The sequence below is a fragment of the Kosakonia sp. N21 genome (assembly GCF_050587465.1).
Lineage (GTDB): Bacteria > Pseudomonadota > Gammaproteobacteria > Enterobacterales > Enterobacteriaceae.
In genome coordinates, this window is sequence record NZ_JBOBHR010000001.1 from 551,701 (window position 1) to 577,748 (window position 26,048).

Sequence of the window (26,048 nt, forward strand, 5' to 3'; positions counted from 1 at the left end):
CCGTAGAAAAATGGAGGAAAAATGAAACACTGTCTGGAAACGTTTGTCAGGAATGGTAATTTGCGATAAGGCGATTATGGCGGAGAAAATAATGCCGGGTGAGGGACACCCGGCAGAAGATTAACGGAACAATACCTGCGCCCAACGTGCGAGACCGGCGGTAACGGAACCGAAGTCGTCGCCCCCGGCGATCGGGATACCCGGCAGGGTTTCCGCCAGCGCTTTTTTGATAATTGGCGAACGGGCGCTACCGCCGGTGAGATAAATCACCTCCGGTGTCTCCTGACCGCTCTCCAGCGCCAGTTGCACCTGCTCCAGAATACGCTGTAACGGCTGGCTGAGCGCCGCTTCCAGCCCCTGCTGGCTGATTGCCGCGGCCAGGTTGTCGCTGATAAACGGCAACTGCGCGAGGGTTTGCGGCTGTTCGGAGAGGGCGATTTTGCTCTCCTCCGCGCTGCGTACCAGGCGATAGCTCAGACGCTGACGCCAGACTTTCAGCAGTAAGGCGACTTTGTCGGCATCGAGGGCATCACGCAGCAGATCGTTAAGCAAACGACCATTGGCTGCGCTGTAGAACTCGGTTTGCGCCGGGACATCGTTGATGGCGACGGCGTTCCACCAGGGGAGGATCGGCAGCGCGATGCCTTTCTCTGTTTGCCCGCCCATGCCGAGTAATGGCATCAGGTTTTTAAATGCCAGCGCGATGTCGAGATCGTTACCGCCGACGCGGCAACCGCTGTGACCGAGCAGGCTGGCGGCGCGCTCTTGCTTCTCGCGCCATTGCGGTCCCATCAACAGCAGCGAGCAGTCGGTGGTGCCGCCGCCGATATCTACTACCAGCACGCGTTTTTCCGTGCTCAGCGTCGCTTCAAAATCCAGCCCTGCGGCAACCGGCTCGTACTGAAACACCACATCCCGGAAACCGGCGCGTTTTGCCGCACGTTCAAGGATCCCCTGCGCTTGTGCGTTTGCTTCATCGCCCCCCAGCCCCTGGAAGTTAATCGGGCGACCGATCACCGCCTGATCAATCGCCTGCGGTAGCTGTGACTCCGCCTGCTGGCGAATATGCAGCATCATGGCGCAGACCAGATCTTCGAACAGGGCAATCTGCTGCGGCTTCAGACCGCTGGCGCCGAGGAACGATTTCGGTGATTTAACAAAGTACACCTCTTGCGGATCGCTCACGTACTGGCGTAGTGACGCCAGACCGAACTGCACGCTGTTGGCGGCGACCTCAATATCTTCCTCGCGGTTAAAGCTCACCGCCCGACGCAGCAGCGCCTGGGTTTCGCTTCCCGTTGCCGGAACCTGATGATGGCGGTACAGCCATTCGCTAACGGCTTCGCGCGTGGGTGCGCACAACATGGACGGCAACAGCGAGCTGTTATTTTCCATGGTCAATAATTGCGGTGCGCCATCGCGCATCACGGCTACCGAGCAGTTCGCGGTACCGTAGTCAAAACCTACAAACATGTAATATATACTTTACGCAGATGAATTAATCACACCATGATAACAGGTTTTATATGAAGTCATATGAAGCTGATGCTGATCCCGTAAGGTTCATTGCTTTAATCGTATGGTACTTATCTACGCTACTGTACTGTTCTTGCTCATACGCTGAGTACTTAGAAAGTTTCAAGCCAACAGTTAAAACCTCATTTCTATAAAGTACTCTCGCCGCTTTTGGTTTGAGTACTTTTGAAATTTTGGAAATATTCACTTGCTTATATCAAAATAATCTTCATAGGGGATTACGACATGAAGAAATTTAGTAATGGTATCATCATATTGTATTATTAGAGGGGTGATTTGATGAATGTCATATTCTAACTCTTCACCTGAAGTGTTCGCATATTCATACATAGAATATGAGACTTCCGCTTGGCAATAGTAAGTTTCAAAATCGATACTCGGAGGTAAGTAATTTATATCAGTAAACTCATATTTTAAGTTCCATTTTAATCTTTTTAAATCAAAAAGTATTTTTTCTTTTTTAGATATTAATGCACAGATCTTATCTATGTAAAATTTAATCTCTGCCATATCAGTTTTAGATGTTGGGGAAGCAGTAAAAATAATAACGTTTGCTTGAAATGCGTGTAACAGATTTTGTATTTCATAAAGAGTAAACGTCAAATCTCTGGCTAAGGAGTGTGCAAGTTCGTATTTTTTTTGATTAAACCATTTCTTCGCAGCGTATACAGCTGCTACAGCCATAGTTACGTTTGCCAGAGCACTCAACCAATCACTAACAGATCCCCATTCGAACCCCTTAACATCCCTAAAAAGAATCTTTATAAGTATCAAGATTGCAACAATTAGCAATGCCATAACTGTCGTTAATAAACAAGCATTCCACTTTTTTTTGAACATTTTATCTTTCCGTGTGAGATGAGAAATCAACTTTATCAAGGGTAATTTTAAAATCTTTTGATGAAATGCGAAGTTCATCTTTTTTAAGAATGTCTTTAATTAATTGAGTAACTTGACTCAATAACTCGAAAATACAGTACATAATTAATACTGGGGAGAAAAATAAATAAATGGTTTCTTTCTTAATATCGGCAATGACATAAAATTCGAACATGTTATTTGAAATCAAGAATGAGCCAGCTAAAAATACTAGAAACCATAAAACTGCTATTCTATTTGCTATTGATAATATAGAGTCATGTATAGAATAGCGATTATGACCTTTTTTCATGTAAAAATGAATTTTGTGCAAATTCCCTGAAACATAAGGCTCTAAAACATTTATATGATACTCCCAATTATTCTGCCAGTACTTACTCGCTCTAATTATTCTTTTCCATATCATACTCATAATGAAGCCCAACATAGAAATGGCAGTTGCGGTAAGTAACAAAATGAATTTGGTGTTTTCAGAAGAGTCTTTGTCTAGGTAGGTAGAAAAGCAATATGCTAAAGTAATTGCAAGTATAGACAAAAATCCCAGGATAAACGTAGAACGCTGCCAATATAGATTAATTTCAAACTTTCTAATATCATGTGCTTTATCGAAAGCAATAGCTATTTTTTTTAAGTCCTCGTTATCAACTTTTAAACAATTAAAATATGATCTGCGTTTATTCAATAATTTCTCAAAGTAATCAACATTTTTTGATATGTACATTGGTATACCCTAATAAAAATCATTTGAATACTTTACTGGTATAAACATATTCAAGTAAACACTATTTTCACGCTCCCTACAATGGGGAGGTTTGTTGAAGGAGTGGGTGCGGTGTGAACCTGATAGCATCCGAACAAATCCCATTATTTCGCTGTTGTAACATGCTCAGTTGATTGAGAACATTTTGTAAATAGACCCGTTTTAGTTCCATGCATTTTTTGAGATCCCGGCCAGATAATGTTGTAGTCGGTATTCCTGCGGTGTCAGATTGTTCAGTGATTCATGTGGACGTTCGCAGTTATATTCCGGCAAGCATTTTTTCGTTACTCACCGTACTTCATTCTGTGTTCTGAACAGATAAAAATCGAGTATTTCTGTTCGATATGTTCGGTTAAAGCGTTCTATAAAAGCATTCTGCGTTGGTTTGCTTGGCCTGATAATCCCAGTTTTACGGCATGTTTCTCTGCCCATTCAGCAAGCATCAGAGAGATAAATTCCGGGCCATTATCCATGCGAAGCATGACGGGATATCCCCCGGTTGGCTGCGATCCTGTCGTACTCGCTGGGCTGGCAGATTCAGGTCTATTTCAATCGACACCGCCTCACGATTAAAATCATCAACGACATTGAACGTAAGAAAAAGACGACCGCAAATCAGAGAGTTGTGCATGAAATCAACGGACCAGCTCTGGTTTAATGCTTCAGGCGTAGCCAACGGTACTGGATTACGCACAGGCAGACGCTGTTTACCTTTGCGGCGAAAATTCCTTCAGCAGACAGTAAATTTTAGATGGTGATAAGTGGCTTCGGAGTATTTATCCACATGATTGATTATCCCTTGATAGGGGCAATCACTAGTTGATCCTCCCTCATTTTCGTCAGAAAGGTATTGGAAGCCAGTAGACATGCATTGTGTGTTATTTTTTTAGATTGCCTACCATATATTGTGTGATGATCATTAATTAATCATTGTAACTATTGATTCATTGAGTGTAGGGGTGTATGTTTACTCAGTGCTGTTCATCTAACCAGTTTCTTCATCATAGGAGAAGTTGATGTCTGATAAAAATGAGTTCTTTTCCAAATTTTTCGAGATAGCAAAACGAAAATCATTCTCCCCTAAACAAGAGATAAGTCCTGAAAATTTCAAAGAGTTAGTTGGCTATTATGAACTCGATGAGAATGTTTGTTGTCAGGTAAAAACAAAAAAAGGATTCTGTCATAAGAATCATATGACTGGTTGGTTAGGTGTTACAGTTGATGGTGTCGAAGCTCTGATTGGTGGACATTGTGCTCAAACCTATTTTATGGCTGATTCACGGTTCAGTTTGGAAACTAAGCGTATCCGAACTGAATTAACCCGCAGGGAGTATGTTAACGAGCTACAAAGGTATAAAAATAATGCGGATATAGTATCAAATGAACTTTCGGATTTAAGAGCTAACTTAATCGCTATTAGAAAAATAGTTGATGTTGTCGAGAAAACTATGCCGGATTGTGTTTTGCGATTTATTGAATCTGCACAACGTACGAATAATTGGGCGGTGAATATTGATGTTCTTTACCCTGAAAAGAATGAAGGTCAAAAACCTACCTGGCATGTTCACGCATTGCCAACTCTAAAGTCGGTTAGTTCGACTCGTGAAGTTATTAGCTTGATTACACGTGTTAAATATCTAATTGAAACTTTTGAACAGTTCAAAAAGACTGATGTTTCTGAATTGCCGACACCTAAACTAAAACATTATGCTTATGAATTACGTGAAAAGAAAAACTATGCAAAACTATACGATAAACTTAGTAATGAGACTAAGAAATTCATTGATCCAAAAAATTTAGATTTGTTGCTGTTTGTTTGTGATAATTATGAAGATAAGTTTTTAACTGTTAAATCTATTTTTGGAATAATAGGTTCTAAAGTTAACTCTGACGCATATGTTAATCTCAGGATTAAAAGGGTTGAGGGTAGAGTTAGCAAAAGTTTTAATAACTACCCGGTAAGAACTAATCAACAGGTTATTAAATATAAAAATAATGCTTTAGTCTAATGTTATAACTCTATTTCTAGTAAACGCCTGCATAGATCAATATGCAGGCATTTTTGTTTCGAGAATCAGTAAATAATTAGCATATTACATCAAAATATAGGATTCACTGCGTGGATATTTTCGTAAACCTGTTGTCACCTGCAAACACGTTTTTATCCCCATGCCAGTGAAGAAGGGGGGCGACTTTAGCCGAATGCGCGGCGGGCGACAACCGGAATATGAAAGCAAGGCGGAGATTGCCTGAGTTGTTTATGCTGTTAGCGTCAATCGTCAGGAGTCACTATGTATAAATTGCGCTGGCAGCCGCCTTATGACTGGGCGTGGATGTTGGGATTTTTAGGGGCGCGTGCGGTGGCGGGCGTCGAGGAGATTTGTGATGGGCGCTACGTGCGGTCCTACGCCTGTGCCGGGCATCGCGGTGTGATCACCGCCGAACCGGATGATGCGACGGCGACCTTAACGGTTACGCTAAGCGATGGATTGCAGCCGGTGGCGGAACACTGTTTGCAACGGCTGGCCTGTTTGTTTGATTTGCAGTGCGATCCGCAGGCAATCGGCGCTGCACTGGGGGAACTGGGCGAGGCGCGCCCTGGTTTGCGCTTGCCGGGATGTATGGATCCCTTTGAACAAGGCGTACGGGCGATTCTGGGGCAACTGGTTAGCGTAGCGATGGCGGCGAGGCTGACGGCAAAAGTCGCGCAACGTTACGGCGACCCGCTGGCGGACGCGCCGGGCTTCATCTGTTTCCCGACGGCGCAGCAACTGGCAAACGCCGATCCGCAGGATCTGAAAGCGCTGGGTATGCCACTGAAGCGTGCGCAGGCGTTAATTTTTCTCGCTCAGTCCGCCTGCGAGGGGCTGTTGCCGCTGACCCCGCCAGAAGATGTGGAACAAGGGGTGAAGATGCTGCAAACGTTTCCCGGCATCGGGCGCTGGACCGCCAGCTATTTTGCTCTGCGCGGCTGGCAGGCGACGGACATTTTTCTGCCGGACGATTACCTGATCAAGCAACGGTTTGCCGGGATGACGCCTGCACAAACCCGCCGTTATGCCGAACGCTGGCAGCCGTGGCGGTCGTATGCGTTGCTGCATATCTGGTATACAGAGGGCTGGGAACCGTTGAAAGAGTAAGGCTGTTTTCTGGCCATTTTGCCTCCGGTCATGCTCAAACGGCCTGAGGCAAGACCCCTTATTTTCCCCGGCGAGACGATAAGATTGCGTCGTTCAGCGCATTAATTTATCGCGAAATAACTGGTATTCAGCAGCAAATCCAACGGCTGCGCCTGCGAGATAATATCGCCGTAAATCATATCAATACCGATGCCGGACAAGGTGTCCATCATCAGCGGCTGGCTGGTCGGGCCGGCAATGCTCTTCAGGCCAAGACGCTGGGCATGCCCCTGAATAATGGTCACCATCATTTCATCCATCAGATTACCGTGGACATTGGTCACCAGTTCCGGCTCCAGCAGCAGGTAGTCGGCCATGTGCGGCGTGAGGTAGTTAAAGACTTCCAGGTCATGACCAACATGGCTGAGGATAATCCGGCAGCCTGCATGGCGCAGACGTTTCAGATTATCCACGATGGTTGCACCTTCACGCATTAACACATCGGCATGGATCACCAGATGCAACAGGCGTCCTGGCATCGGCCCGCGCGCCAGCAAATCGAGTAATTCGTCCACCAGCGGGGTACTGCTCAACCCGGCGACGGAAAGGGGCAGGGCGATACCAAGACCTTTACCGGCAACGGCGGTCGCATGATTACGGAAAAATTCGTGAAAGACCCGGCGATCGAGGGCGCGGATCAACTCAGGCTCATTTAAGCCGGAGCGGAAGGCGTGTTCTTCCATGACATCGCCCTCACTGGTCCATAAACGCAGGGAGATAAGCCAGAAGTTACAGGATTCCGGCACGCGCGGAGACGCCACGCCGCGGGCAATCAGCAGCAGATGGTTGTCTTTGATCATCCGCCACTGCTCATCCAGCGACATCATGCTGCGTTCATGGGGCTGCATGCCTTGCTGCGGCTCGTACACCGTCACCATGCCGCGACCGTTATTCTTCGACGCATAAAGGGCGATATCCGCCTGCGACATCACATCAGTCAGTTGATGATTGGTGTCGTCAATGAGGGTGATGCCGGAACTGGCGCCAATACGGTGCTCGCGCCCTTCCCATACAAAGCGATACTCGTTGATGGATTCAACAATGCGCCCGGCAATATACCGTGCGCTCTCAATGTTCGCGTCAGGAAGCAGCAGACCAAACTCATCACCGCCAAGGCGGGCAAGAATATCGGTGGAACGCAACATGCTGAGCATCAGCGATGAAATCTCGCGCAGCAGCGCGTCACCGGCCGCGTGCCCGGCACTGTCGTTGACCGCTTTAAAACGATCGAGATCGATAAAGACCAGCGCGTGACGCTGGCGGAACTCCTGCACGGTCACCAGCAGGCGTTTCAGGTGGTTTTCGAAACTGACCCGGTTCGCCAGATGGGTGAGGGCGTCGTGTGATGCGCTGTAGCTGAGCTGACGCAGCATCTTACGTGATTCGGTCACGTCCTGAATAACCAGCACCGAGCCGATATTTTGCCCGTCCAGCGTGCTCAGTGGCGTAATGCTGTAATGAATATCGAAGTTACCACCTGTTCGACAATGCAGTACCACATCCTGCTCGATATCCGAACGTGACATATCGCCGCTGTGAATATTCTCCATCACCGGGCCGTTGCTGCCAAAGGTGATGCGCAGAACGGTCAGCAGCGGCTGCCCCATCGCCTGTTCCTGCGACCAGCCGCTCATTTTCTCTGCCACCGGGTTCATAAAGGTGACGTTCATCTCCACATCGGTACAGAGCACCGCTTCGCCGATGGAATCGAGCGTGATATGCAGGCGCTCTTTCTCCTGAAACAGCGCATCGTTAAGCTGCTTGACCTCGGTCATATCCATATTGACGCCAAGCAGGCGTTCAACGTCGCCGCTTTTACCCAGAACGCGGTTCGCCAGGGTGCGGATATGGCGTATGCCGCCTTTTACGCTGATACGAAACTCCAGCTTAAAGGCGATACGTGCGACCAGCGAATCACGGATAACGCGCTCGGTTTCCGCCCGGTCTTCCGGCAGGATGCGCTCATACCAGAGTTGCCAGGTGGGTTTGATGTGCGAAGGGACTTCATACATTTCGAACATCCGCTTATCCCAACTGATGATGTCCGGCTCCAGTTCCCACTCCCAGATGCCGATTCCCCCCGCTTCATTCGCCAGGGTAATACGTTCCATCAGGCGTTTGTTGACCCATTCGGTCTGTTTGAGATCGTTAATGTCTTCAATCTGGACGATATAGTAGAGCGGCGTACCGTCAGCGTGCCGTACCACAGAAACGGCAAGCAGCGCCCAGACTAAATCGCCATTGCGGGTGTAATAGCGCTTCTCCATGGAGTAGCTGGAGATTTCACCGCGCGCCAGTTGTCCAAGCTGTTCAAGGTCGGCATTGAGATCTTCCGGCCAGGTGAGCTGTTGAAAGTTCATTAAGCGCAGCTCGTCCTGGCTGTAGCCGAGGAATTGGCACAGCGCTTTGTTCGCCTGTAGCCATTGCCCATCGGTCCCCACCAGCGCCATACCGATGGTGGCGTACTCCATGGCGTTGCGAAAACGCTCTTCGCTCTCGGTGATATGCTTGCGTTCAGCGCGGAAGGCATACATCACCATGGTCATGACGTTCACGGGCAGTAAGATCATCAGGAACGGTAACCAGGGCGCATTCATCATTACCCCATTGCCTGCACCCTTAATGAGAACGGGGTTCAGGGCGATGATCAGCGAAACCATCATCACGGTGCAGAGGAAGACCAAAAACGCTTCTACGCGCGGCAGGCGCACTGCGCTCCACATCAACAGGACGATCACTGCGGTGAAGGGCCAGGGCAGATAATGCAGCGCCAGCCAGCTTAGCGCCAGCGTCACCACCAGGGTGGCGAGGGTCTCCAGCAGCAGTTGCGGTTTACGGTGGCGCAATAAATAGTGCGCTTTAAACAGCAGGCCCAGCGGCACCAGCGCCAGCGCGCCAATCGACTCCGACAGTACCCATACCAGGAAGGTGCGCAGGAGATTGTCGCCCGGCACCACGATGCAGGCCAGCAGACCGCCGATCAGCGGGGGAATGAGCGCGCTGCCAATAGCCAGACGCACCCAGTCGTTGAGATTCTGTAATGGGTTATACCAGGGCAGCAGTTTACGCAGCAGTATCGCGCCGATCACTGCTTCCACAATGTTGATGGCGGTATAGCGGAGATCGACAAAGTCGGGGGAAAACAGAAAAATTGTCGCAGCGACATTGCCCAGCGTACAGGCGAGCGCGATACCGGGCCACATTCGCCCGGCGTGACGATAAAACGCCACGGTCATAATAGCGGTGGGTAACCACAGCGGGGCGATGGCGGTGCCAAAACGAATCAGCTCCAGCGAGAACAGGGTAAAGATAAAAGAAAGCAGCCCTAAACTGATGAGTCGCAGTCCAGGATATGGAGTGGTAACCAAAACGCGCTGGTAGTGTTTCTTCATTTACCGCTTAGTCCGCAAACCCTGTGCCGTCGGGAACGGAGTCCGGACGTATAAATTTGAATTTCGGATTATGCTAGTACAAACAATTTACAATTCCTATGGCGGGCGCTCATAATTTGACATCATAGTGTTATTAATTACTTAGTCCGTAGAAAAAAGGCGCGTCACGCTTCATTTGTGAGCGTTTTAATTTGCGAATAGTCAGCGGGAAAAGCAAAAATAAACCACTTTGCGAGCGCCATCCCTCCTGCGCGTATTCGACTGGTATCGCGACCACGAAATCCCTATAATTGCCGCGTTTGACGCTTTGGCGTCGTCCTTCCTTTACATCCAGGTTAATCAGGTCGCTAAATTTATGACTGATAAGTCCCATCAGTGCGTCATTATCGGCATCGCCGGCGCATCCGCTTCAGGTAAAAGTCTCATTGCCAGTACGCTTTATCGCGAACTGCGCGAACAGGTTGGTGATGAACATATTGGCGTTATTCCGGAAGACAGTTACTACAAAGATCAAAGCCATTTGTCGATGGAAGAGCGCGTAAAAACCAACTATGACCATCCCAGCGCGATGGATCACAGTCTGTTATTCCAGCATTTACAATCCATTAAACGCGGCGAAGCCATTGAGTTGCCCGTTTACAGCTATGTAGAACATACCCGCACCGCTGAAACGATCCTCATCGAACCGAAAAAAGTCATCATCCTGGAAGGGATCCTGCTGCTGACCGATTCGCGCCTGCGCGGTGAAATGAACTTCTCTATCTTTGTTGATACCCCACTGGATATCTGCCTGATGCGCCGTATTAAGCGCGACGTGAATGAGCGTGGGCGTTCGATGGACTCGGTGATGGCGCAGTATCAAAAAACCGTACGTCCGATGTTCCTGCAGTTTATTGAACCTTCCAAGCAGTACGCCGATATCATCGTGCCGCGCGGGGGCAAAAACCGCATCGCCATTGATATCCTGAAAGCCAAAATCAGCCAATTTTTTGAATAATACATGTTAGGCTGTAACACTCAGTATTAACCGCTGCCCCCTGAGGAATCTTCAGGGGGATATCGCACCAAAAGGAGAATGTGCCATGCGTCTTTGTGACCGCGATATTGAAGCCTGGTTGGATCAAGGCCGTCTTGCTATTACCCCGCGTCCCCCGGTAGAGCGTATTAATGGCGCTACGGTGGATGTCCGCCTTGGCAACAAATTCCGCACATTCAGTGGCCATACGGCGGCATTTATTGATTTAAGCGGCCCAAAACACGAAGTCAGCGCTGCGCTTGATCGCGTGATGAGCGACGAGATCGTGCTCGCCGACGGAGAGGCGTTTTACCTGCATCCCGGCGAGCTGGCGCTGGCGGTAACCTATGAGTCCGTTACCTTGCCTGCGGATTTGGTCGGCTGGCTGGATGGTCGTTCGTCGCTGGCCCGTTTGGGGCTGATGGTGCACGTTACCGCGCATCGCATCGATCCTGGCTGGTCGGGTTGTATTGTGCTGGAGTTTTACAACTCCGGTAAATTGCCGCTGGCGCTGCGTCCTGGCATGCTGATCGGCGCATTGAGCTTTGAGCCGCTGTCGGGCCCGGCCGATCGCCCCTATAACCGCCGCGAAGACGCGAAGTATCGCGATCAGCAAGGCGCGGTCGCCAGCCGCATTGACAAAGACTGAGTGACGTAAGCCCACTGAGGATGCCATGAGAAGAGTGTTAACCACGCTGATGATTTTACTGGTCGTGCTGGTTGCCGGCCTGTCGGCGTTGGTATTGCTGGTAAATCCCAACGATTTTCGTGCGTATATGGTGCGCCAGGTCGAGGCGCGTAGCGGCTATCAGTTACAGCTTGATGGCCCGCTGCGCTGGCACGTCTGGCCGCAGCTTAGCATTCTGTCCGGGCGGATGACTTTAACCGCCCCGGGAGCGCAAACGGCGGTGGTTAAAGCCGACAATATGCGTCTTGATGTGGCGTTATGGCCATTGCTGTCGCATCAGTTGCAAGTCAAACAGGTGATGCTGAAAGGAGCCATCATTCAGTTGACCCCGCAAAGCAAAGCGGCGGTGCAAAAAGATGCCCCGGTGGCGCCGAAAGAGAACGCGCTGCCAGATGTGGCAGACGATCGCGGCTGGTCATGGGATATTGCCGGTTTGCAGGTGGCGGATAGCGTGCTGGTGTTCCAGCATGATGATGATGATCCGATAACGGTGCGCGATATTCGCCTGCAAATGGAGCAGGATGCGCAGCATCAGGCGGCTCTTGATTTCTCCGGGCGCGTTAATCGCAACCAGCGCGATTTGACGCTTTCCCTGAGTGCGAAAGTCGATGCGCAGGACTACCCGCACAACCTGAATGCCGTGGTAGATAGCCTGAAATGGCAACTGCAAGGCGGCGATGTGCCGTCGCAGGGAATTACCGGGGAAGGGCGCTTACAGGCGCAGTGGCAGGGCGCACAGCGTCGTCTCACACTGAGCAACCTGAGCCTGAGCGCTAACGACAGCGCTTTTACCGGTAATGGTAGCGTGACCTTTGCCGCTCAGCCCGTCTGGGCGCTTGATTTGAATTTTGACACCCTGAACCTGGATAATTTACTGGCCCCGGAAACCAGCGAAGCCGCCAGCAGCGATGTTCAGCAACAGGGGCAGCAGGCGCAGAACCGGTTGCCAAGACCGGTGATTGCCAACAGTCAGGATATGCCAGAGTACAACGGCTTACGCGGCTTTGTGGCGCAGGTCGGCGTGACGGCGAAGACGCTGCGCTGGCGTGGGATGACGTTTAACGACGTCAATGGGCAATTTGCTAACCAGCTTGGCTTGCTCACGATCCCGACGCTGGAAGGGAAAATGGGCAACGGGCGCATTGCCTTGCCGGGGACGCTGGATGTGCGCGGTGAGCAGTCCCGGGCCGTTTTCAAGCCGCGACTGGATGACGTGGAAATCGGCAATATCCTTAAAGCCTTTAATTATCCTATTGCGCTAACGGGCAGCCTGACGCTGGCGGGGGATTTCTCGGGTCCACGCATTGATGCGGATAATTTCCGCCGCCACTGGCAGGGCGAAGCGCATGTCGATCTGAAAAACAGCCGCATGGAAGGGCTGAACTTCCAGCAGTTAATCCAACAGGCGGTGGCGCGCAGCAGCGATGTGCAGACGCAGGAAAACGATGATACCGCCACGCGGCTGGATGATTTCACGACTGACATTGCGCTGGATGAAGGGCAAATGACCTTCAGCAATATGCAGGGCAGTTCTGCGGTATTGTCGCTGACCGGCGAAGGGCAAATGGATCTGGTGAAAGAGCAGACGGATACGCGCTTTAACGTGCGCGTTCTGCAAGGCTGGCAGGGCGACGGGGCGTTGGTCGATTTCCTGAAAAATACGCCAATCCCGCTTACTGTCTACGGTCAGTGGCAGTCGCTTCACTACAGTTTGCAGGTCGATCAGTTGCTGCGTAAGCATTTGCAGGATGAAGCGAAACGTCGGCTGAATGACTGGGCTGACCGTAATAAAGATCGCCAGAGCGGCAAAGATGTGAAAAAACTGCTCGACAAAATGTAGGTGCATCTCCGGCCAGGTTCCCTGGCCGGATAAACGCAACGCCAACCGGCAGCTATAGCATCAGTCTTACAGGATCCCTTCCAGCGCCAGGTGTTGTAACAGCATAATGGTTTTGCCATCGGCAATGTCGCCGCTGCGGATCCCCGCCAGCGCCGTGGCAAAATCCATCTCCACCACTTCAATATCTTCCCCTTCGTCAATCAGCCCGCCGCCCTCGCTGATACGTCGACTGTCGTCATACTCGGCGATGAAGAAGTGCAGTCTCTCCGTCACCGAGCCCGGGCTCATCCAGGCTTCAAACACTTTTTGCACCTGGTCAATGCGGTAGCCGGTTTCCTCTTCAGCCTCGTGCTTAATACGCTCCTCAGGATCGAGTGCATCCAGCAGTCCGGCGGCAGCTTCCAGCAGAAAGCCGTGATGCTGGCTGACAAACAGCGGTAAACGAAATTGCCGTGTCAGAACCACGCTGCGTTTGGCGCGGTTATACAGCAGGATCACCGCGCCGTTGCCGCGGTCGTAGACTTCGCGGGACTGACGTTGCCATTCACCGTCGCGTCGGCGGAAATTGAAGGTGTATTTGGTGAGTTTTCCCCAGTTTTCGGAAAGCGGTGTTGACGAGATAATGCGTATTTGTGCATGTTCAGATTGCATGGTTGCTCCTCAGGTCGTAGAATCGCCAGCATAACGTGCACTTTCGTGCATCATCAAGTAATTTCGTGCAAATGGAGTTCACCATGCTCACCTCGCAACGTAAGCAATTGATTCTGACCCGTCTCGCCGAAGAGGGGCAGGTGTTGTCCCGAAACCTCAGCGAAGCGTTTAGCGTGTCGGAGGATACGATCCGGCGTGATTTGCGTGAACTGGCGGCGGAGGGGCTGCTTCAGCGAGTACACGGTGGGGCTTTGCCCGCTTCAGCCGCGGTTGTCACCTTTGCTGAGCGGCAGAGTCTGCAATCTGACGCCAAACGGCGGATTGCGCAAAAAGGCGCGCAGCTGGTCTCGCCAGGGCAGGTGGTGATGATTGACGGCGGCACGACAACCGCTGAGCTGATCACCTTCTTCCCGCCGGACCTGAAACTGACGGTCGTCACGCACAGTCCGGGTATCGCGGTGGGACTGGCACAACACCCGTTGATTACGGTGATCATGATTGGCGGTCAGTTGTACAAGCACTCTATCGTGAATGTGGGGGCGGCGGCGTTTGAAGGGATTGCCAGAGTGCGCGCCGATCTCTTTTTTATGGGCGTCACGGGCGTGCATGTGGACGCCGGGTTGAGTACCGGCGATTTTGAAGAGTCGCGCATCAAGCGGGCCATGGCGGATCGTGCGGCGGAAACGATTGTACTGGCATCGCCGGAAAAACTGCACACCGCATCACCGTGGGTGATTGGCGATATTTCGCTGGTCAATACGCTGGTCGTTGACGCGCAGACTGACGAACGCAGTCTGGCGCCATTTGCTCAGCGGGGCATTGCCATTGTGAAAGCCTGACGTTTGCCGGGTAAACCCCGGCGCGTCAGACCTCGTAGTCGAGATCGTCTTCGTTTTGCAGTGGAATAAGCTGCACTTTCTGCACGCGGTGGCTTTCAACTTCCAGTGTTTTAAGCAGGAAGTCGCCGACCTGAACCTCTTCGCCGGGCTTCGGCACACGTTGCAGATACTCCATCAGCAGGCCGGCAATGGTGTGGTATTCACGCTTCTCGTCGAGGGGCAGGGGAACATACTGCACCAGATCTTCCAGCGGCATATGGCCGTTGGCGGTCCAGCTTCCGTCGCTGTTTTTCTGAATATCATGCCGGGCATCGATCTCTTCCACTTCGTTGGGCAGATTACCGGCGATGGTTTCCATCACGTCGCTAAGAGTGACAATGCCTTCGACTGAGCCAAACTCATCCACCACGAACGCAAAGTGCGTACGCGCATTGCGGAACTGCTCCAGTGCCTGCAATAGCGGCAGCGCTTCCGGGAACACCAACGGCTGGCGTATCAGCGCTTTCAGATCCAGCGGTTCGCCGCGCAGGGATTGCTGCAACAGGTCAATCACGTGCACCACGCCCAGCAGGTCATCCTGATCTTCACCGCCGGTCACCACCACGCGGGTGTGCTGATTTTTATCCAGCAGGGCGCGGATCTCCGCCTTCGGCGCGCGCAGATCGATATGCTCAATATCGTGACGGGAGGTCATGATACTGCTGACGGTACGCTGGTTAAGATTCAGCACCCGCTCAATCATGCGCCGCTCTTGCGGGTTAAAAATTTGACTGTCATCGTTGTCGCGCAGCATCGAGGCCGTGTCAGCGTCCAGCTCTGCATCCTCTTTGCGACCGCTTAACAGGCGCATCACGGTTTCGGTGGTGCGTTGACGCAATGTCTGATTAGCAAACAAGAAACGACGACGGTTAAAGATGGCCAACTGGTTAAGCGCTTCAATCATCACCGAGAAGCCAATTGCCGCGTACAGGTAACCTTTGGGAATATGGAAGCCGAAGCCGTCCGCCACCAGGCTAAAACCAATCATCAGCAGGAAGCTTAAACAGAGAATGACAATGGTCGGGTGACTATTGACAAAGCGGGTGAGGGATTTACTGGCAAGCAGCATCAACGAAATGGCAATAACCACCGCAGCCATCATCACTGCCAGATGATCAACCATACCTACGGCGGTGATCACTGAGTCAAGTGAGAAGACGGCGTCCAGCACCACTATCTGTATCACGACAGCCCAGAATTTCGCCCCGCGACGCTGCGTAGGGTTGTCGCTGTCTTTCCCTTCCAGCCGTTCATTCAGTTCTACCGTGGCTTTAAATAGCAGGAATAAGCCGCCGACCAGCATAATCAGGTCACGGGCGCTGAAGCTTAAATCCCGGACGGTAAACAGCGGATTGGTTAGCGTGACCAGCCACGAAATAGAGGCCAGCAACAGCAGGCGCATCAGCATGGCGAGTATCAGGCCGGTGACACGGGCGCGATCGCGCTGCGCCGGAGGTAATTTTTCCGCAAGAATTGCAATAAAAACCAGGTTATCAATACCCAGAACCAGTTCGATTACGACCAGCGTAACCAGTCCGGCCCATATTGACGGATCGGCAATCCATTCCATCGTTAACGTAACACCTTCAGTGATATGACAATTGTCACAGCGCGATCATGGATAAAGCTGGCGCAAAATGCAATGCCAGCCTGCGATTTATCTTATTTTAACGGCGAGCTGGAATATATTTTAATTCTATTTCCTTATTGTTATTGTGATTAATCATTAGAGAAAAATAAAGGAATTAGGATATTTCGCACAAGTAGTTCGGGATTCTTTGCTTGTCAATATACGTAAAATCCTAAAAGCTGAAAACTTTGCCCTTAATATTATTCTTAAAAAGATGTTTATCACAGGATGCTACCTTGCCTGCTATTCGCTTAGCTGCAACAATTCTCCGTGCATCATTAAATATACCAGCGCTGTTATTTTCAGCATTGTTTATCAGTGCTGAAAACACCACCCACAGTATTTTATCTGACCTGTCTCATGTCGTCGTCAGAAGAGGATAAAAAGGATGTCTGGCAAGAACTTAGCGTTGAATCAGTGGTTTGGTTACTGAAAGCCAAGGGCGGTAGCGTGCCCGACAGTCGTCAACCTGTGCAGATTATTCTGTAATCGCATGTGGTTGAATAAGCTCTTTTTAGGACTGATGCCAGTTATATTTCTTCGCGATTAACTGCATTCTGAATCTGTGTACAGCTTGAGCGCTTATATAAATCGCACAGGATAATTACTCTGCCAAAGTGATAATTAATCAATGATGAAATCTAAAACGAAATTGATGCCATTATTGGTGTCCATAAGCTTGATGAGTGGCTGCACAATTTTTCCCGGTAGCAATATGTCTACGATGGGAAAGGATGTGATAAAACAGCAGGATGCAGACTTTGATTTAGACCGTATGGTGAACGTTTATCCATTGACGCCGCGTCTGATTGAACAATTGCGCCCGCGTCCGAATGTCGCTCAGCCGAATATGTCGCTGGACCAGGAAATTGCCGCCTACCAGTATCGTGTAGGACCAGGAGATGTACTGAATGTCACCGTTTGGGATCACCCGGAATTGACGACCCCGGCCGGTCAGTACCGCAGCTCCAGCGATGCCGGTAACTGGGTTCAGCCCGATGGCACCATGTTTTACCCCTATGTGGGTCGCGTGCAGGTGGTTGGCAAAACGCTTAGCGAGATCCGTAGTGATATTACCAGCCGTTTAGCGCAGTACATTGCTGACCCGCAGGTGGACGTTAATATCGCCGCATTCCGCTCGCAAAAAGCCTATATCTCGGGCCAGGTTGGCAAATCCGGTCAACAGGCGATCACCAACGTACCGCTTACCGTGCTCGATGCTGTCAACGCGGCAGGCGGTCTGACCGATAACGCCGACTGGCGCAACGTCATCCTGACCCACCAGGGGAAAGAGCAGCGCATTTCGCTGCAGGCACTGATGCAAAACGGTGATTTGAGTCAGAACCGGTTGCTCTACCCGGGTGACATTCTTTTCGTTCCGCGTAATGACGACCTGAAAGTGTTCGTGATGGGTGAAGTGAAAAAACAGAGCACCCTCAAAATGGACTTCAGCGGCATGACGCTGACCGAAGCGCTGGGCCAGGCCGAAGGTATCGATCTGACGACCTCCAACGCCAGTGGTGTGTTCGTGATCCGTCCGCTGACCAGCGAAAACGGTCGCGGTGGCAAGATTGCCAACATTTACCAGCTGGATATGTCGGATGCCACTTCACTGGTGATGGCGACGAATTTCAGACTCCAGCCATATGACGTGGTGTACGTCACAACAGCTCCGGTGGCGCGCTGGAATCGTCTTATCTCCCAGTTGCTGCCGACAATCAGTGGCCTTCGCTACATGACCGATTCGGCCAGCACCATCCATAAATGGTGATGCGCAATGTTTAATAAAATTCTGGTGGTATGCGTGGGGAACATTTGCCGTTCCCCGACGGCAGAGCGGCTGCTGAAAAAATACCAACCCGCATTACGGGTGGAGTCGGCGGGTCTGGGGGCGCTGGTAGGACGCAGCGCCGATGCCAACGCCGTGAGTGTGGCGGCGGACAATCAACTTTCTCTGGAGGGGCATAGCGCGCGGCAGGTTTCAGGAAGAATGTGCCGTCAATACGACCTGATTCTGGTCATGGAAAAACGCCACATTGCCTCGCTGTGCGAGATTGCCCCGGAAATGCGTGGAAAAGTCATGCTGTTTGGCCACTGGGATAACGAACGGGAGATTCCCGATCCGTTTCGCAAAAGCCGTGAGGCCTTTGAAGCCGTTTACACCTTACTTGATCAGTCTGCCCGCCATTGGGCGCAGGCATTGCAAGCTCAGCAGGGATAACAATGACAGAGAAAACACACCATTCGCACCATGCCGCCCCGGTGGTGGGCAATGACGAAATCGATATTGGCCGTTTGTTCGGCACCATCGTTGAAGCTCGCTGGTGGGTACTTGGCATCACGGCCGTGTTTGCGCTTATCGCCGTCGTGTATTGCCTGTTTGCGACGCCTATTTACAGCGCCGATTCGCTGGTGCAAATCGAGCAGAACACCGGCAGTTCGCTGGTTCAGGACCTGAACAGCGCACTGTCGAACAAACCGCCCGCGTCGGAAGCGGAAATTCAGTTGATCCAGTCACGCATGGTGCTGGGCAAAACCGTTGACGATCTCGATCTCGACATTTCAGTGGTCAAAAATACCTTTCCACTGTTTGGCGCCGGTTGGGACCGTCTGATGGGACGTCAGAATGAAACGGTAAAAGTCACCACCTTTACCTTACCGAAAGGGAAGAATGACGATACCTGGACGGTGAAGGTGCTCGGCCCGAAACAGTACCTGTTAACCAACGACAGCGGTTTTGAGGCTCGCGGTGAAGTGGGGCAGTTGTTGAGTAAAGAGGGCGTCACCATGATGGTGGGCGCAATCCAGGCCTCCACCGACAGCGAATTTACCGTGACCAAATTCTCCACGCTGGGGATGATCAACAATCTGCAAAACAACCTGACGGTAACGGAAACCGGCAAGGACACGGGCGTATTGAGCCTGAGTTTTACCGGGGAAGATCGCGATCAAATTCGCGCCATTCTCGACAGCATCACCCGTAATTACCTGGCGCAGAATGTGGAGCGCAAGTCGGAAGAAGCCGCGAAGAGCCTGGTTTTCCTCGACAAGCAGTTACCTGAAGTGCGCCAGAACCTGGACATTGCGGAAAACAAACTCAACGCCTATCGCCAGCAACAGGACTCTGTTGACCTGCCGCTGGAAGCAAAATCCGTTCTCGACTCGATGGTTAACATTGACGCTCAGTTGAACGAGTTGACCTTTAAAGAAGCGGAAATCTCCAAACTCTATACCAGGGCTCACCCGGCGTACCGCACGTTGCTGGAAAAACGCCATGTGCTGGAAACCGAGAAAGCGAAACTGAATACCCGCGTGACGGCGATGCCGAAAACGCAGCAGGAAATTGTCCGTTTGACCCGTGATGTGGAATCCGGGCAGCAAGTGTATATGCAACTGCTGAACAAGCAACAGGAGCTGAAGATCACGGAAGCAAGCACCGTAGGTGATGTGCGCATCGTGGACCCGGCGATTACACAGCCGGGCGTACTGAAACCGAAGAAAGTGCTGATCATTCTTGGCAGCATCATCCTCGGCCTGATTGTGTCGATTGTCGCTGTACTGCTGCGCTCACTGTTCAACCGTGGCATCGAAAGCCCGCAGATTCTGGAAGAGCATGGCATGAATGTGTATGCCAGCATTCCGCTGTCGGAGTGGCAAAAAGCACGGGATAGCGCCAAAACCGCGAAAGGCAGTAAGCGTTACAAACAGAGTCAGCTGCTGGCGGTGGGTAACCCTACGGATCTGGCCATTGAAGCGATACGCAGCCTGCGCACCAGTCTTCACTTCGCCATGATGCAGGCGAAAAACAATGTGCTGATGATGACCGGGGTCAGCCCGTCAATCGGTAAAACGTTCGTCTGCGCCAACCTTGCCGCGGTGATAAGCCAAACCAATAAACGCGTACTGCTGATCGACTGCGATATGCGTAAGGGGTATACGCACGAGCTGCTGGGGACCGACAACATTAATGGTCTGTCTGATGTCCTGGCCGGGAAAGGGCCGCTGGAGAACTGTGCGAAACCGACCTCCATCAGCAACTTTGACCTCGTGCCGCGCGGGCAGATCCCGCCGAACCCGTCAGAACTGTTGATGAGCGAGCGTTTTTCACAACTGCTGCAATGGGCCAGCAGCCAGTATGACCTGGTGCTGATCGATACACCGCCGATCCTCGCGGTAACGGACGCCGCCGTGGTAGGCCGCCATGCCGGCACCACGCTGATGGTTGCCCGCTATGCAGTGAATACGCTGAAAGAGATCCAGACCAGTTTGAGCCGTTTCGAACAGAACGGTATTGAAGTGAAAGGCGTGATCCTGAACTCGATTTTCCGCCGTGCAACCGGCTACCAGGATTACGGTTACTACGAGTACGAATACAAATCCGATTCGAAATAACAAGACCCTCACCTCTACCCTCAATGCGCTCCGCCCTCCCCCTGAACTAAGAAGGGGAGGGCGGGAGTGAGGGCACAAGCGGCATGTTGAACGTATTAGGGATCGCATCATGAGCACAACAGCAAACCCGTTAATTTCCATTTATATGCCAACCTGGAACCGGCAGCAGCTGGCGATCCGCGCCATTAAATCGGTGCTGCGTCAGGATTATCCGCACTGGGAAATGATCATTGTTGATGATTGCTCCACGACCTTCGGGCAACTGCAACAATTTGTCGAGGAACTGGGCGACCCGCGCGTGAGCTACACGCGCAACGCATTTAATTCCGGCGCGTGCGCGGTGCGTAACCAGGCGATTTTGCAGGCGAAAGGGCAGTACATCACCGGCATTGACGATGACGACGAGTGGACGCCAAATCGTCTGTCCGTGTTTCTGGCGCATAAAGATCTGCTCAACACGCGCGCGTTTTTATACGCCAATGATTATGTCTGCCAGGGCGAAGTGTACGCGCAGCCAACCAGCCTGCCGCTGTACCCGAAATCGCCGTTTTCCCGCAAGCTGTTTTACAAGCGCAATATTGTCGGGAATCAGGTGTTTACCTGGGCATGGCGCTTTAAAGAGAGCCTGTTCGATACGCAACTGAAGGCCGCTCAGGATTACGATATTTTTCTGCGCATGGTGGAAGAGTACGGCGAACCGGCGAAAATCGAAGAGGCCACGCAGATCCTGCACATTAACCACGGCGAAATGCAGATCACCTCATCGCCAAAGAAATTTTCCGGTTATTTCCACTTTTATCGCAAGCATAAGGCCAAGTTCGACCGCGCCAGTAAAAAGTACCAGTTGTTTACCCTGTACCAGATCCGCAATAAGCGCATGAACTGGCGTACGTTGTTAACGCTGTTTTCCCTGCGTAATGGCAAGCGCCTGGCTGACGGGCTGCGGGGGAAATAATGCGACTGGAAGACTTTCGCGCTAATCACTGGAGCTTACGTCCATGCTGCATGGTTGCGGCTTATCGCATCGCCCACTTTTGCTCCGTCTGGCGCAAAAAGCATGTCATTAACAACCTGTGGGCCGCCCCGGTGTTGCTGCTGTACCGCTTTGTCACCGAATGCCTGTTCGGCTACGAGATACAGGCCGCAGCCACCATCGGCCGCCGTTTCACCATTCATCATGGCTACGCGGTGGTGATCAATAAAAACACCATCGCCGGTGACGATTTCACGATTCGCCACGGTGTCACCATCGGTAATCGCGGCGCAGAGAGTCTGGCCTGCCCGGTGATTGGCAACGGCGTTGAACTGGGCGCAAACGTGGTGATCATCGGCGACATTACCATTGGCAACCATGTCACCATCGGCGCGGGTAGCGTGGTGCTCGACAGCGTACCGGACAATGCGTTGGTGGTGGGTGAGAAGGCGCGTGTGAAGGTAATTAAATGAATATTTTACAGTTTAACGTGCGCCTCGCTGAAGGCGGCGCTGCCGGTGTGGCGCTGGATCTGCACCAGCGCGCACTGCGTAAAGGCATGCAGTCTCGCTTTATTTATGGCTATGGCAAAGGCGGCAAAAAAAGCGTCAGCCACGACGACTATCAGCAGGTGTATAAACAGACGCCGCGTCTGACATCGATCGCTAACCTGGCGTTATTCCGTCTGTTTAATCGTGATGTTTTCGGCAATCTGAATAATCTCTACCGCACGGTGACCCGCAGTGAAGGGCCGGTGGTGCTCCATTTTCATGTGATGCACAGCTACTGGCTGAATCTGGAAGAGGTCGTGACCTTTTGTCAGAAGGTGAAAGCCCACAAACCGGACGTCACCTTTGTCTGGACGTTGCACGATCACTGGAGCGTCACCGGGCGCTGCGCCTTTACCGATGGCTGCGAAGGCTGGAAAGATCAGTGCAAAAAATGCCCAAGCCTGGCCAATTATCCGCCAGTCAAAGTGGACCGTGCGCATCAGCTGGTGTCGGGTAAGCGTCAGCTTTTCAACGACATGCTGGCGCTGGGCTGCCAGTTTATTTCCCCCAGCCAGCATGTGGCGGATGCCTTTAATAGCCTCTACGGCGCGGGACGTTGCCGCATTATCAATAACGGGATTGATGTCGCGACCGAGGCGATTTTGTCGGAGCTGTCGCCGGTGACTGTCACGCAGGGGAAACCGAAAATCGCCGTTGTGGCCCATGATTTGCGGTATGACGGCAAAACCAACCAGCAACTGGTGCGCGACATCATGGCGCTGGACGCCCGCGTGGAGCTGCACACGTTCGGCAAGTTTTCGCCGTTTGAGGCGTCAAATGTGGTTAACCACGGTTTTTTGACGGATAAACGCAAACTGATGAGTGAACTCAATCAGATGGATGCGTTGCTGTTCACATCACGGGTGGATAACTATCCGCTGATTCTGTGTGAAGCGCTCTCTATCGGCGTACCGGTGATTGCCACCCACAGCGATGCTGCTCGCGAAGTGTTGCAGAAATCGGGCGGTCAGACGTTCAGCGAAGACGCGGTGCTGCCGCTGGTGCAGTGCCATAAAGCAGAGATTGCGCAGGCCGTGTTTGGCGAAAGCCTGGAGACGTTCCGCGCACGTAGCCGTCAGGCATACAGTGGACAACAGATGCTGGAGGAGTATGTCTCATTCTATCAAGGTCTGTAGTTACCTCCTGCTACCGCTGATTTACCTGCTGGTCAACGTCAAGATCGTCTCCCTGGGGGAGAGCTTTCCGGTGACCATCGTGACGTTTCTGCCGGTACTGCTGTTGCTCTACGTTGAGCGCATCAACCTGAAAAAGTTGATGATTGCGTTAAGCATCGGTGCGGCATTAACGCTCTTTAACTACGTCTTCGGCAAGTCGCTGGATGCCAGCAAATACGTGACTTCAACGATGCTGTTTGTCTACATCGTGATCATTATCGGTATGGTGTGGAGCATCCGCTTCAAAACCGTTTCACCGCATAACTACCGCAAGATTTTGCGCTTTTTCTATGCGGTGGTGGCGCTGGTGGTGATGCTGGCGGCGCTGGAAATGGCGCAGATTATCCTGACCGGCGGCAGCAGTCTGATGGAGGTGATTTCGAAATACCTCATCTACAGCAACAGTTACGTGCTGAATTTTATCAAATTTGGCGGTAAGCGAACCACGGCGCTATATTTCGAGCCTGCGTTCTTCGCTCTGGCATTAATCTCAATTTGGCTCAGCATCAAACAGTTCGGTATCAAAACTCCGAAGACCGATGCTATGATTTTGGCAGGGATAGTACTTTCGGGATCGTTCTCAGGGGTAATGACATTTATCATGTTTTACCTGCTGGAATGGGCTTTCCAGTATTTGAACAAAGAAGCGATCCGAAAAAAGTTACCGTTGGCAATTATTTCATTGGCAGTCTTTATCGTCGGGATTGTGTTTGCTTTTCCATATATCGCGACGCGTGTCGGTGATTTAGGAACGGAAGGCTCTTCATCTTATTACCGCATTATCGGTCCGCTTGTGATGGTAGGATATTCGCTGACCAATATCGACGGGGTAGTAAGATTCGGCTCACTTTATGAATATGTCGCATCATTCGGAATCTTTAACGGTGCAGACGTCGGGAAAACAATAGACAATGGGTTGTATCTGCTGATCATTTATTTTTCATGGTTCGCAGTAATACTAACCGGGTGGTACCTGTTTAAAGTTGGGAAAATGATGATCAGCGCCTTCGGCAATAATCAGAATTTTCGTGTACAGCTTTACCTGTTTACACCGATATCGTTGTTTTTTACGGGGTCAATTTTTAGCCCGGAATATGCGTTTTTAATTGTTTGTCCGTTTATTCTGCGTAAAGCGCTGAATATAGTGAAAACATAAAGAGGTGGGTCAAATGCTGCTAACTGTTATTACTGTTGCATTTCGCAATCATGAAGGTGTGGTGAAGACCTGGCAGTCTCTGGCCCATCTGGCGAAAGCGCAGGATATCGAGTTCGAATGGATTGTCGTTGATGGCGGCTCGCAGGATGGCACTGCGGAATTTCTGAAAAATCTCAACGGTCAGTACAACTTACGTTACATTAGCGAGCGTGACAAAGGCATTTACGATGCGATGAACAAAGGCATCGATATGGCCACGGGCCGCTTTGCGTTATTCCTTAATTCCGGCGATATCTTCCATGAAGAAATTGTGGATGTTGTTCGCCAGCTGGATGAGGAAACAGACCATGCGATGTATATTGGCGATGCGATGCTGGATTTCGGCGATGGCACCAAAATACGTCGTAGCGCAAAACATGGCTGGTATATTTACCACAGTTTGCCAGCCAGCCATCAGGCGATATTTTTCCCGGTAAATGGTCTGAAAACATACCCCTACGATCTGCAATTTAAAGTCTCTTCCGATTACGCATTAGCAGCCAGAATGTTTAAAGCGGGTTTTCCGTTTAAGCGTTTGAAAGGTCTGGTGTCTGAATTTTCAATGGGCGGCGTATCCACATCGAATAACCTTGAATTATGTCAGGATGCTCGCAAGGTTCAGCGCACAATATTGCGAGTGCCGGGTTTTTGGGCGCAATTGTCATATATGTTGCGCTTGCGAACAACCGGCAAAGCAAAGGCCTTATATAACAAAGCATAGCGCTCAAATATAAGGAAAACAGATGCAGGATTTACAAGGATTCTCCGTGCCAAAAGGCTTTCGGGGCGGCAATGCTATTAAGGTTCAACTGTGGTGGGCTGTTCAGGCGACATTATTCGCGTGGTCCCCGCAGGTGCTGTATCGCTGGCGTGCCTTCTTATTGCGTCTGTTTGGCGCAAAGGTAGGAAAAGGGGTAGTTATTCGCCCTTCGGTCAGGATCACCTACCCATGGAAATTAACGTTAGGCGATTACAGCTGGGTAGGAGATGACGCAGTGTTATACACGCTGGGTGATATTTCTATCGGCGCAAATTCCGTTGTTTCACAGAAATGTTATTTGTGCACCGGCAGTCACGATTATACGAGCGCGCATTTTGACATTAACGCGACGCCTATCGTGATTGGTGAAAAGTGCTGGCTGGCGACGGATGTGTTTGTCGCGCCTGGCGTCACCATCGGCGACGGAACGGTGGTCGGTGCGCGCAGCAGTGTTTTTAAATCGCTACCGGCAAATGTGATTTGCCGTGGCAATCCCGCAGTGGTGACGCGCGAACGCGTTGAAAAGGTAACTCCCTAACAGGGAACATTGAGGA

Annotated in this window: 21 protein-coding genes and 1 pseudogene; 15 read left to right on the forward strand and 7 right to left on the reverse strand. The window is 51.2% G+C overall.

Annotated elements, in window-relative coordinates; genetic code table 11:
* Positions 1-120: 120 nt before the first annotated feature.
* The 4 genes and pseudogenes from yegD to ACQ3G7_RS02490 form a co-directional block, all read right to left on the reverse strand.
* Positions 121-1,473 (reverse strand): molecular chaperone, encoded by a 1,353-nt coding sequence (yegD, locus tag ACQ3G7_RS02475; RefSeq protein WP_430888706.1) that lies wholly within the window; start codon positions 1,471-1,473, stop codon positions 121-123.
* A 246-nt stretch (positions 1,474-1,719) separates the two neighbouring features.
* The gene (locus tag ACQ3G7_RS02480; RefSeq protein WP_430888707.1) at positions 1,720-2,376 is read right to left on the reverse strand and encodes a hypothetical protein; all 657 of its coding nucleotides are present in this window, start codon (positions 2,374-2,376) and stop codon (positions 1,720-1,722) included.
* A 1-nt stretch (position 2,377) separates the two neighbouring features.
* Positions 2,378-3,136: a RipA family octameric membrane protein gene (locus ACQ3G7_RS02485; RefSeq protein WP_430888708.1), complete on the reverse strand. Its 759-nt coding sequence runs from the start codon at positions 3,134-3,136 to the stop codon at positions 2,378-2,380.
* A 201-nt stretch (positions 3,137-3,337) separates the two neighbouring features.
* A pseudogene (locus ACQ3G7_RS02490) lies at positions 3,338-3,924 on the reverse strand (integrase core domain-containing protein); the annotation flags it as partial.
* A gap of 267 nt (positions 3,925-4,191) precedes the next feature.
* On the opposite strand from ACQ3G7_RS02490, the gene ACQ3G7_RS02495 reads away from it, so the two are divergent.
* A complete protein-coding gene (locus tag ACQ3G7_RS02495; RefSeq protein ID WP_430888709.1) occupies positions 4,192-5,184 on the forward strand; it encodes a hypothetical protein in 993 nt (330 codons plus the stop codon).
* A gap of 282 nt (positions 5,185-5,466) precedes the next feature.
* Positions 5,467-6,315 carry a DNA-3-methyladenine glycosylase 2 gene (gene alkA, locus ACQ3G7_RS02500; protein WP_430888710.1) on the forward strand — a complete coding sequence of 283 codons (849 nt, stop codon included), beginning with the start codon at positions 5,467-5,469 and terminating at the stop codon, positions 6,313-6,315.
* Between the two features lie 101 nt (positions 6,316-6,416).
* On the opposite strand, the gene ACQ3G7_RS02505 is transcribed toward alkA, so the two are convergent.
* Positions 6,417-9,746: a diguanylate cyclase gene (locus tag ACQ3G7_RS02505; RefSeq protein WP_430888711.1), complete on the reverse strand. Its 3,330-nt coding sequence runs from the start codon at positions 9,744-9,746 to the stop codon at positions 6,417-6,419.
* Between the two features lie 355 nt (positions 9,747-10,101).
* Here ACQ3G7_RS02505 and udk point away from each other — a divergent pair, with 355 nt between their 5' ends.
* The 3 genes from udk (at position 10,102) to asmA (ending at position 13,289) form a co-directional block, all read left to right on the forward strand.
* Positions 10,102-10,743, forward strand: a complete 642-nt coding sequence (udk, locus tag ACQ3G7_RS02510) for a uridine kinase (protein WP_061494053.1) — start codon at positions 10,102-10,104, stop codon at positions 10,741-10,743.
* 85 nt (positions 10,744-10,828) lie between these two features.
* A complete protein-coding gene (dcd, locus tag ACQ3G7_RS02515) occupies positions 10,829-11,410 on the forward strand; it encodes a dCTP deaminase (protein ID WP_061494054.1) in 582 nt (193 codons plus the stop codon).
* Positions 11,411-11,435: 25 nt separating this feature from the next.
* Positions 11,436-13,289: an outer membrane assembly protein AsmA gene (gene asmA, locus ACQ3G7_RS02520; protein WP_430888712.1), complete on the forward strand. Its 1,854-nt coding sequence runs from the start codon at positions 11,436-11,438 to the stop codon at positions 13,287-13,289.
* Between the two features lie 66 nt (positions 13,290-13,355).
* Here the strand turns inward: asmA and ACQ3G7_RS02525 are convergent, their stop codons facing one another.
* Positions 13,356-13,940 (reverse strand): NUDIX hydrolase, encoded by a 585-nt coding sequence (locus ACQ3G7_RS02525; RefSeq protein ID WP_430888713.1) that lies wholly within the window; start codon positions 13,938-13,940, stop codon positions 13,356-13,358.
* An 83-nt stretch (positions 13,941-14,023) separates the two neighbouring features.
* Here ACQ3G7_RS02525 and ACQ3G7_RS02530 point away from each other — a divergent pair, with 83 nt between their 5' ends.
* The gene (locus tag ACQ3G7_RS02530) at positions 14,024-14,779 is read left to right on the forward strand and encodes a DeoR/GlpR family DNA-binding transcription regulator (protein ID WP_430888714.1); all 756 of its coding nucleotides are present in this window, start codon (positions 14,024-14,026) and stop codon (positions 14,777-14,779) included.
* 25 nt (positions 14,780-14,804) lie between these two features.
* On the opposite strand, the gene ACQ3G7_RS02535 is transcribed toward ACQ3G7_RS02530, so the two are convergent.
* On the reverse strand, positions 14,805-16,388 hold the full coding sequence (locus ACQ3G7_RS02535; protein WP_430888715.1) for a TerC family protein: 1,584 nt from the start codon (positions 16,386-16,388) through the stop codon (positions 14,805-14,807).
* A 691-nt stretch (positions 16,389-17,079) separates the two neighbouring features.
* Here ACQ3G7_RS02535 and ACQ3G7_RS02540 point away from each other — a divergent pair.
* The 9 genes from ACQ3G7_RS02540 to wcaF all read left to right on the forward strand — a co-directional run bounded on the left by ACQ3G7_RS02540 (position 17,080) and on the right by wcaF (position 26,032).
* Positions 17,080-18,219, forward strand: coding sequence for a polysaccharide export protein (locus ACQ3G7_RS02540; RefSeq protein WP_263100179.1), 1,140 nt, complete (start codon positions 17,080-17,082; stop codon positions 18,217-18,219).
* A 6-nt stretch (positions 18,220-18,225) separates the two neighbouring features.
* Complete coding sequence (gene wzb, locus ACQ3G7_RS02545; protein WP_263100180.1) at positions 18,226-18,669, forward strand: low molecular weight protein-tyrosine-phosphatase Wzb; 444 nt, start codon at positions 18,226-18,228, stop codon at positions 18,667-18,669.
* 2 nt (positions 18,670-18,671) lie between these two features.
* Positions 18,672-20,840, forward strand: a complete 2,169-nt coding sequence (gene wzc / locus ACQ3G7_RS02550) for a tyrosine-protein kinase Wzc (protein ID WP_430888716.1) — start codon at positions 18,672-18,674, stop codon at positions 20,838-20,840.
* A 109-nt stretch (positions 20,841-20,949) separates the two neighbouring features.
* Positions 20,950-21,795 carry a colanic acid biosynthesis glycosyltransferase WcaA gene (gene wcaA / locus ACQ3G7_RS02555; protein WP_263100183.1) on the forward strand — a complete coding sequence of 282 codons (846 nt, stop codon included), beginning with the start codon at positions 20,950-20,952 and terminating at the stop codon, positions 21,793-21,795.
* Positions 21,795-22,286 carry a colanic acid biosynthesis acetyltransferase WcaB gene (wcaB, locus tag ACQ3G7_RS02560; protein ID WP_263100184.1) on the forward strand — a complete coding sequence of 164 codons (492 nt, stop codon included), beginning with the start codon at positions 21,795-21,797 and terminating at the stop codon, positions 22,284-22,286. The genes wcaA and wcaB overlap by 1 nt, the downstream gene beginning before the upstream one ends.
* Positions 22,283-23,500 carry a colanic acid biosynthesis glycosyltransferase WcaC gene (wcaC, locus tag ACQ3G7_RS02565; protein WP_430888717.1) on the forward strand — a complete coding sequence of 406 codons (1,218 nt, stop codon included), beginning with the start codon at positions 22,283-22,285 and terminating at the stop codon, positions 23,498-23,500. The genes wcaB and wcaC overlap by 4 nt, the downstream gene beginning before the upstream one ends.
* Positions 23,475-24,695, forward strand: coding sequence for a colanic acid polymerase WcaD (gene wcaD / locus ACQ3G7_RS02570; RefSeq protein WP_430888718.1), 1,221 nt, complete (start codon positions 23,475-23,477; stop codon positions 24,693-24,695). Before wcaC ends, wcaD begins: the two co-directional genes overlap by 26 nt.
* A 13-nt stretch (positions 24,696-24,708) precedes the next feature.
* Positions 24,709-25,455 carry a colanic acid biosynthesis glycosyltransferase WcaE gene (wcaE, locus tag ACQ3G7_RS02575; RefSeq protein ID WP_263100868.1) on the forward strand — a complete coding sequence of 249 codons (747 nt, stop codon included), beginning with the start codon at positions 24,709-24,711 and terminating at the stop codon, positions 25,453-25,455.
* A 22-nt stretch (positions 25,456-25,477) separates the two neighbouring features.
* A complete protein-coding gene (wcaF, locus tag ACQ3G7_RS02580) occupies positions 25,478-26,032 on the forward strand; it encodes a colanic acid biosynthesis acetyltransferase WcaF (protein ID WP_263100186.1) in 555 nt (184 codons plus the stop codon).
* Positions 26,033-26,048: the final 16 nt, after the last annotated feature.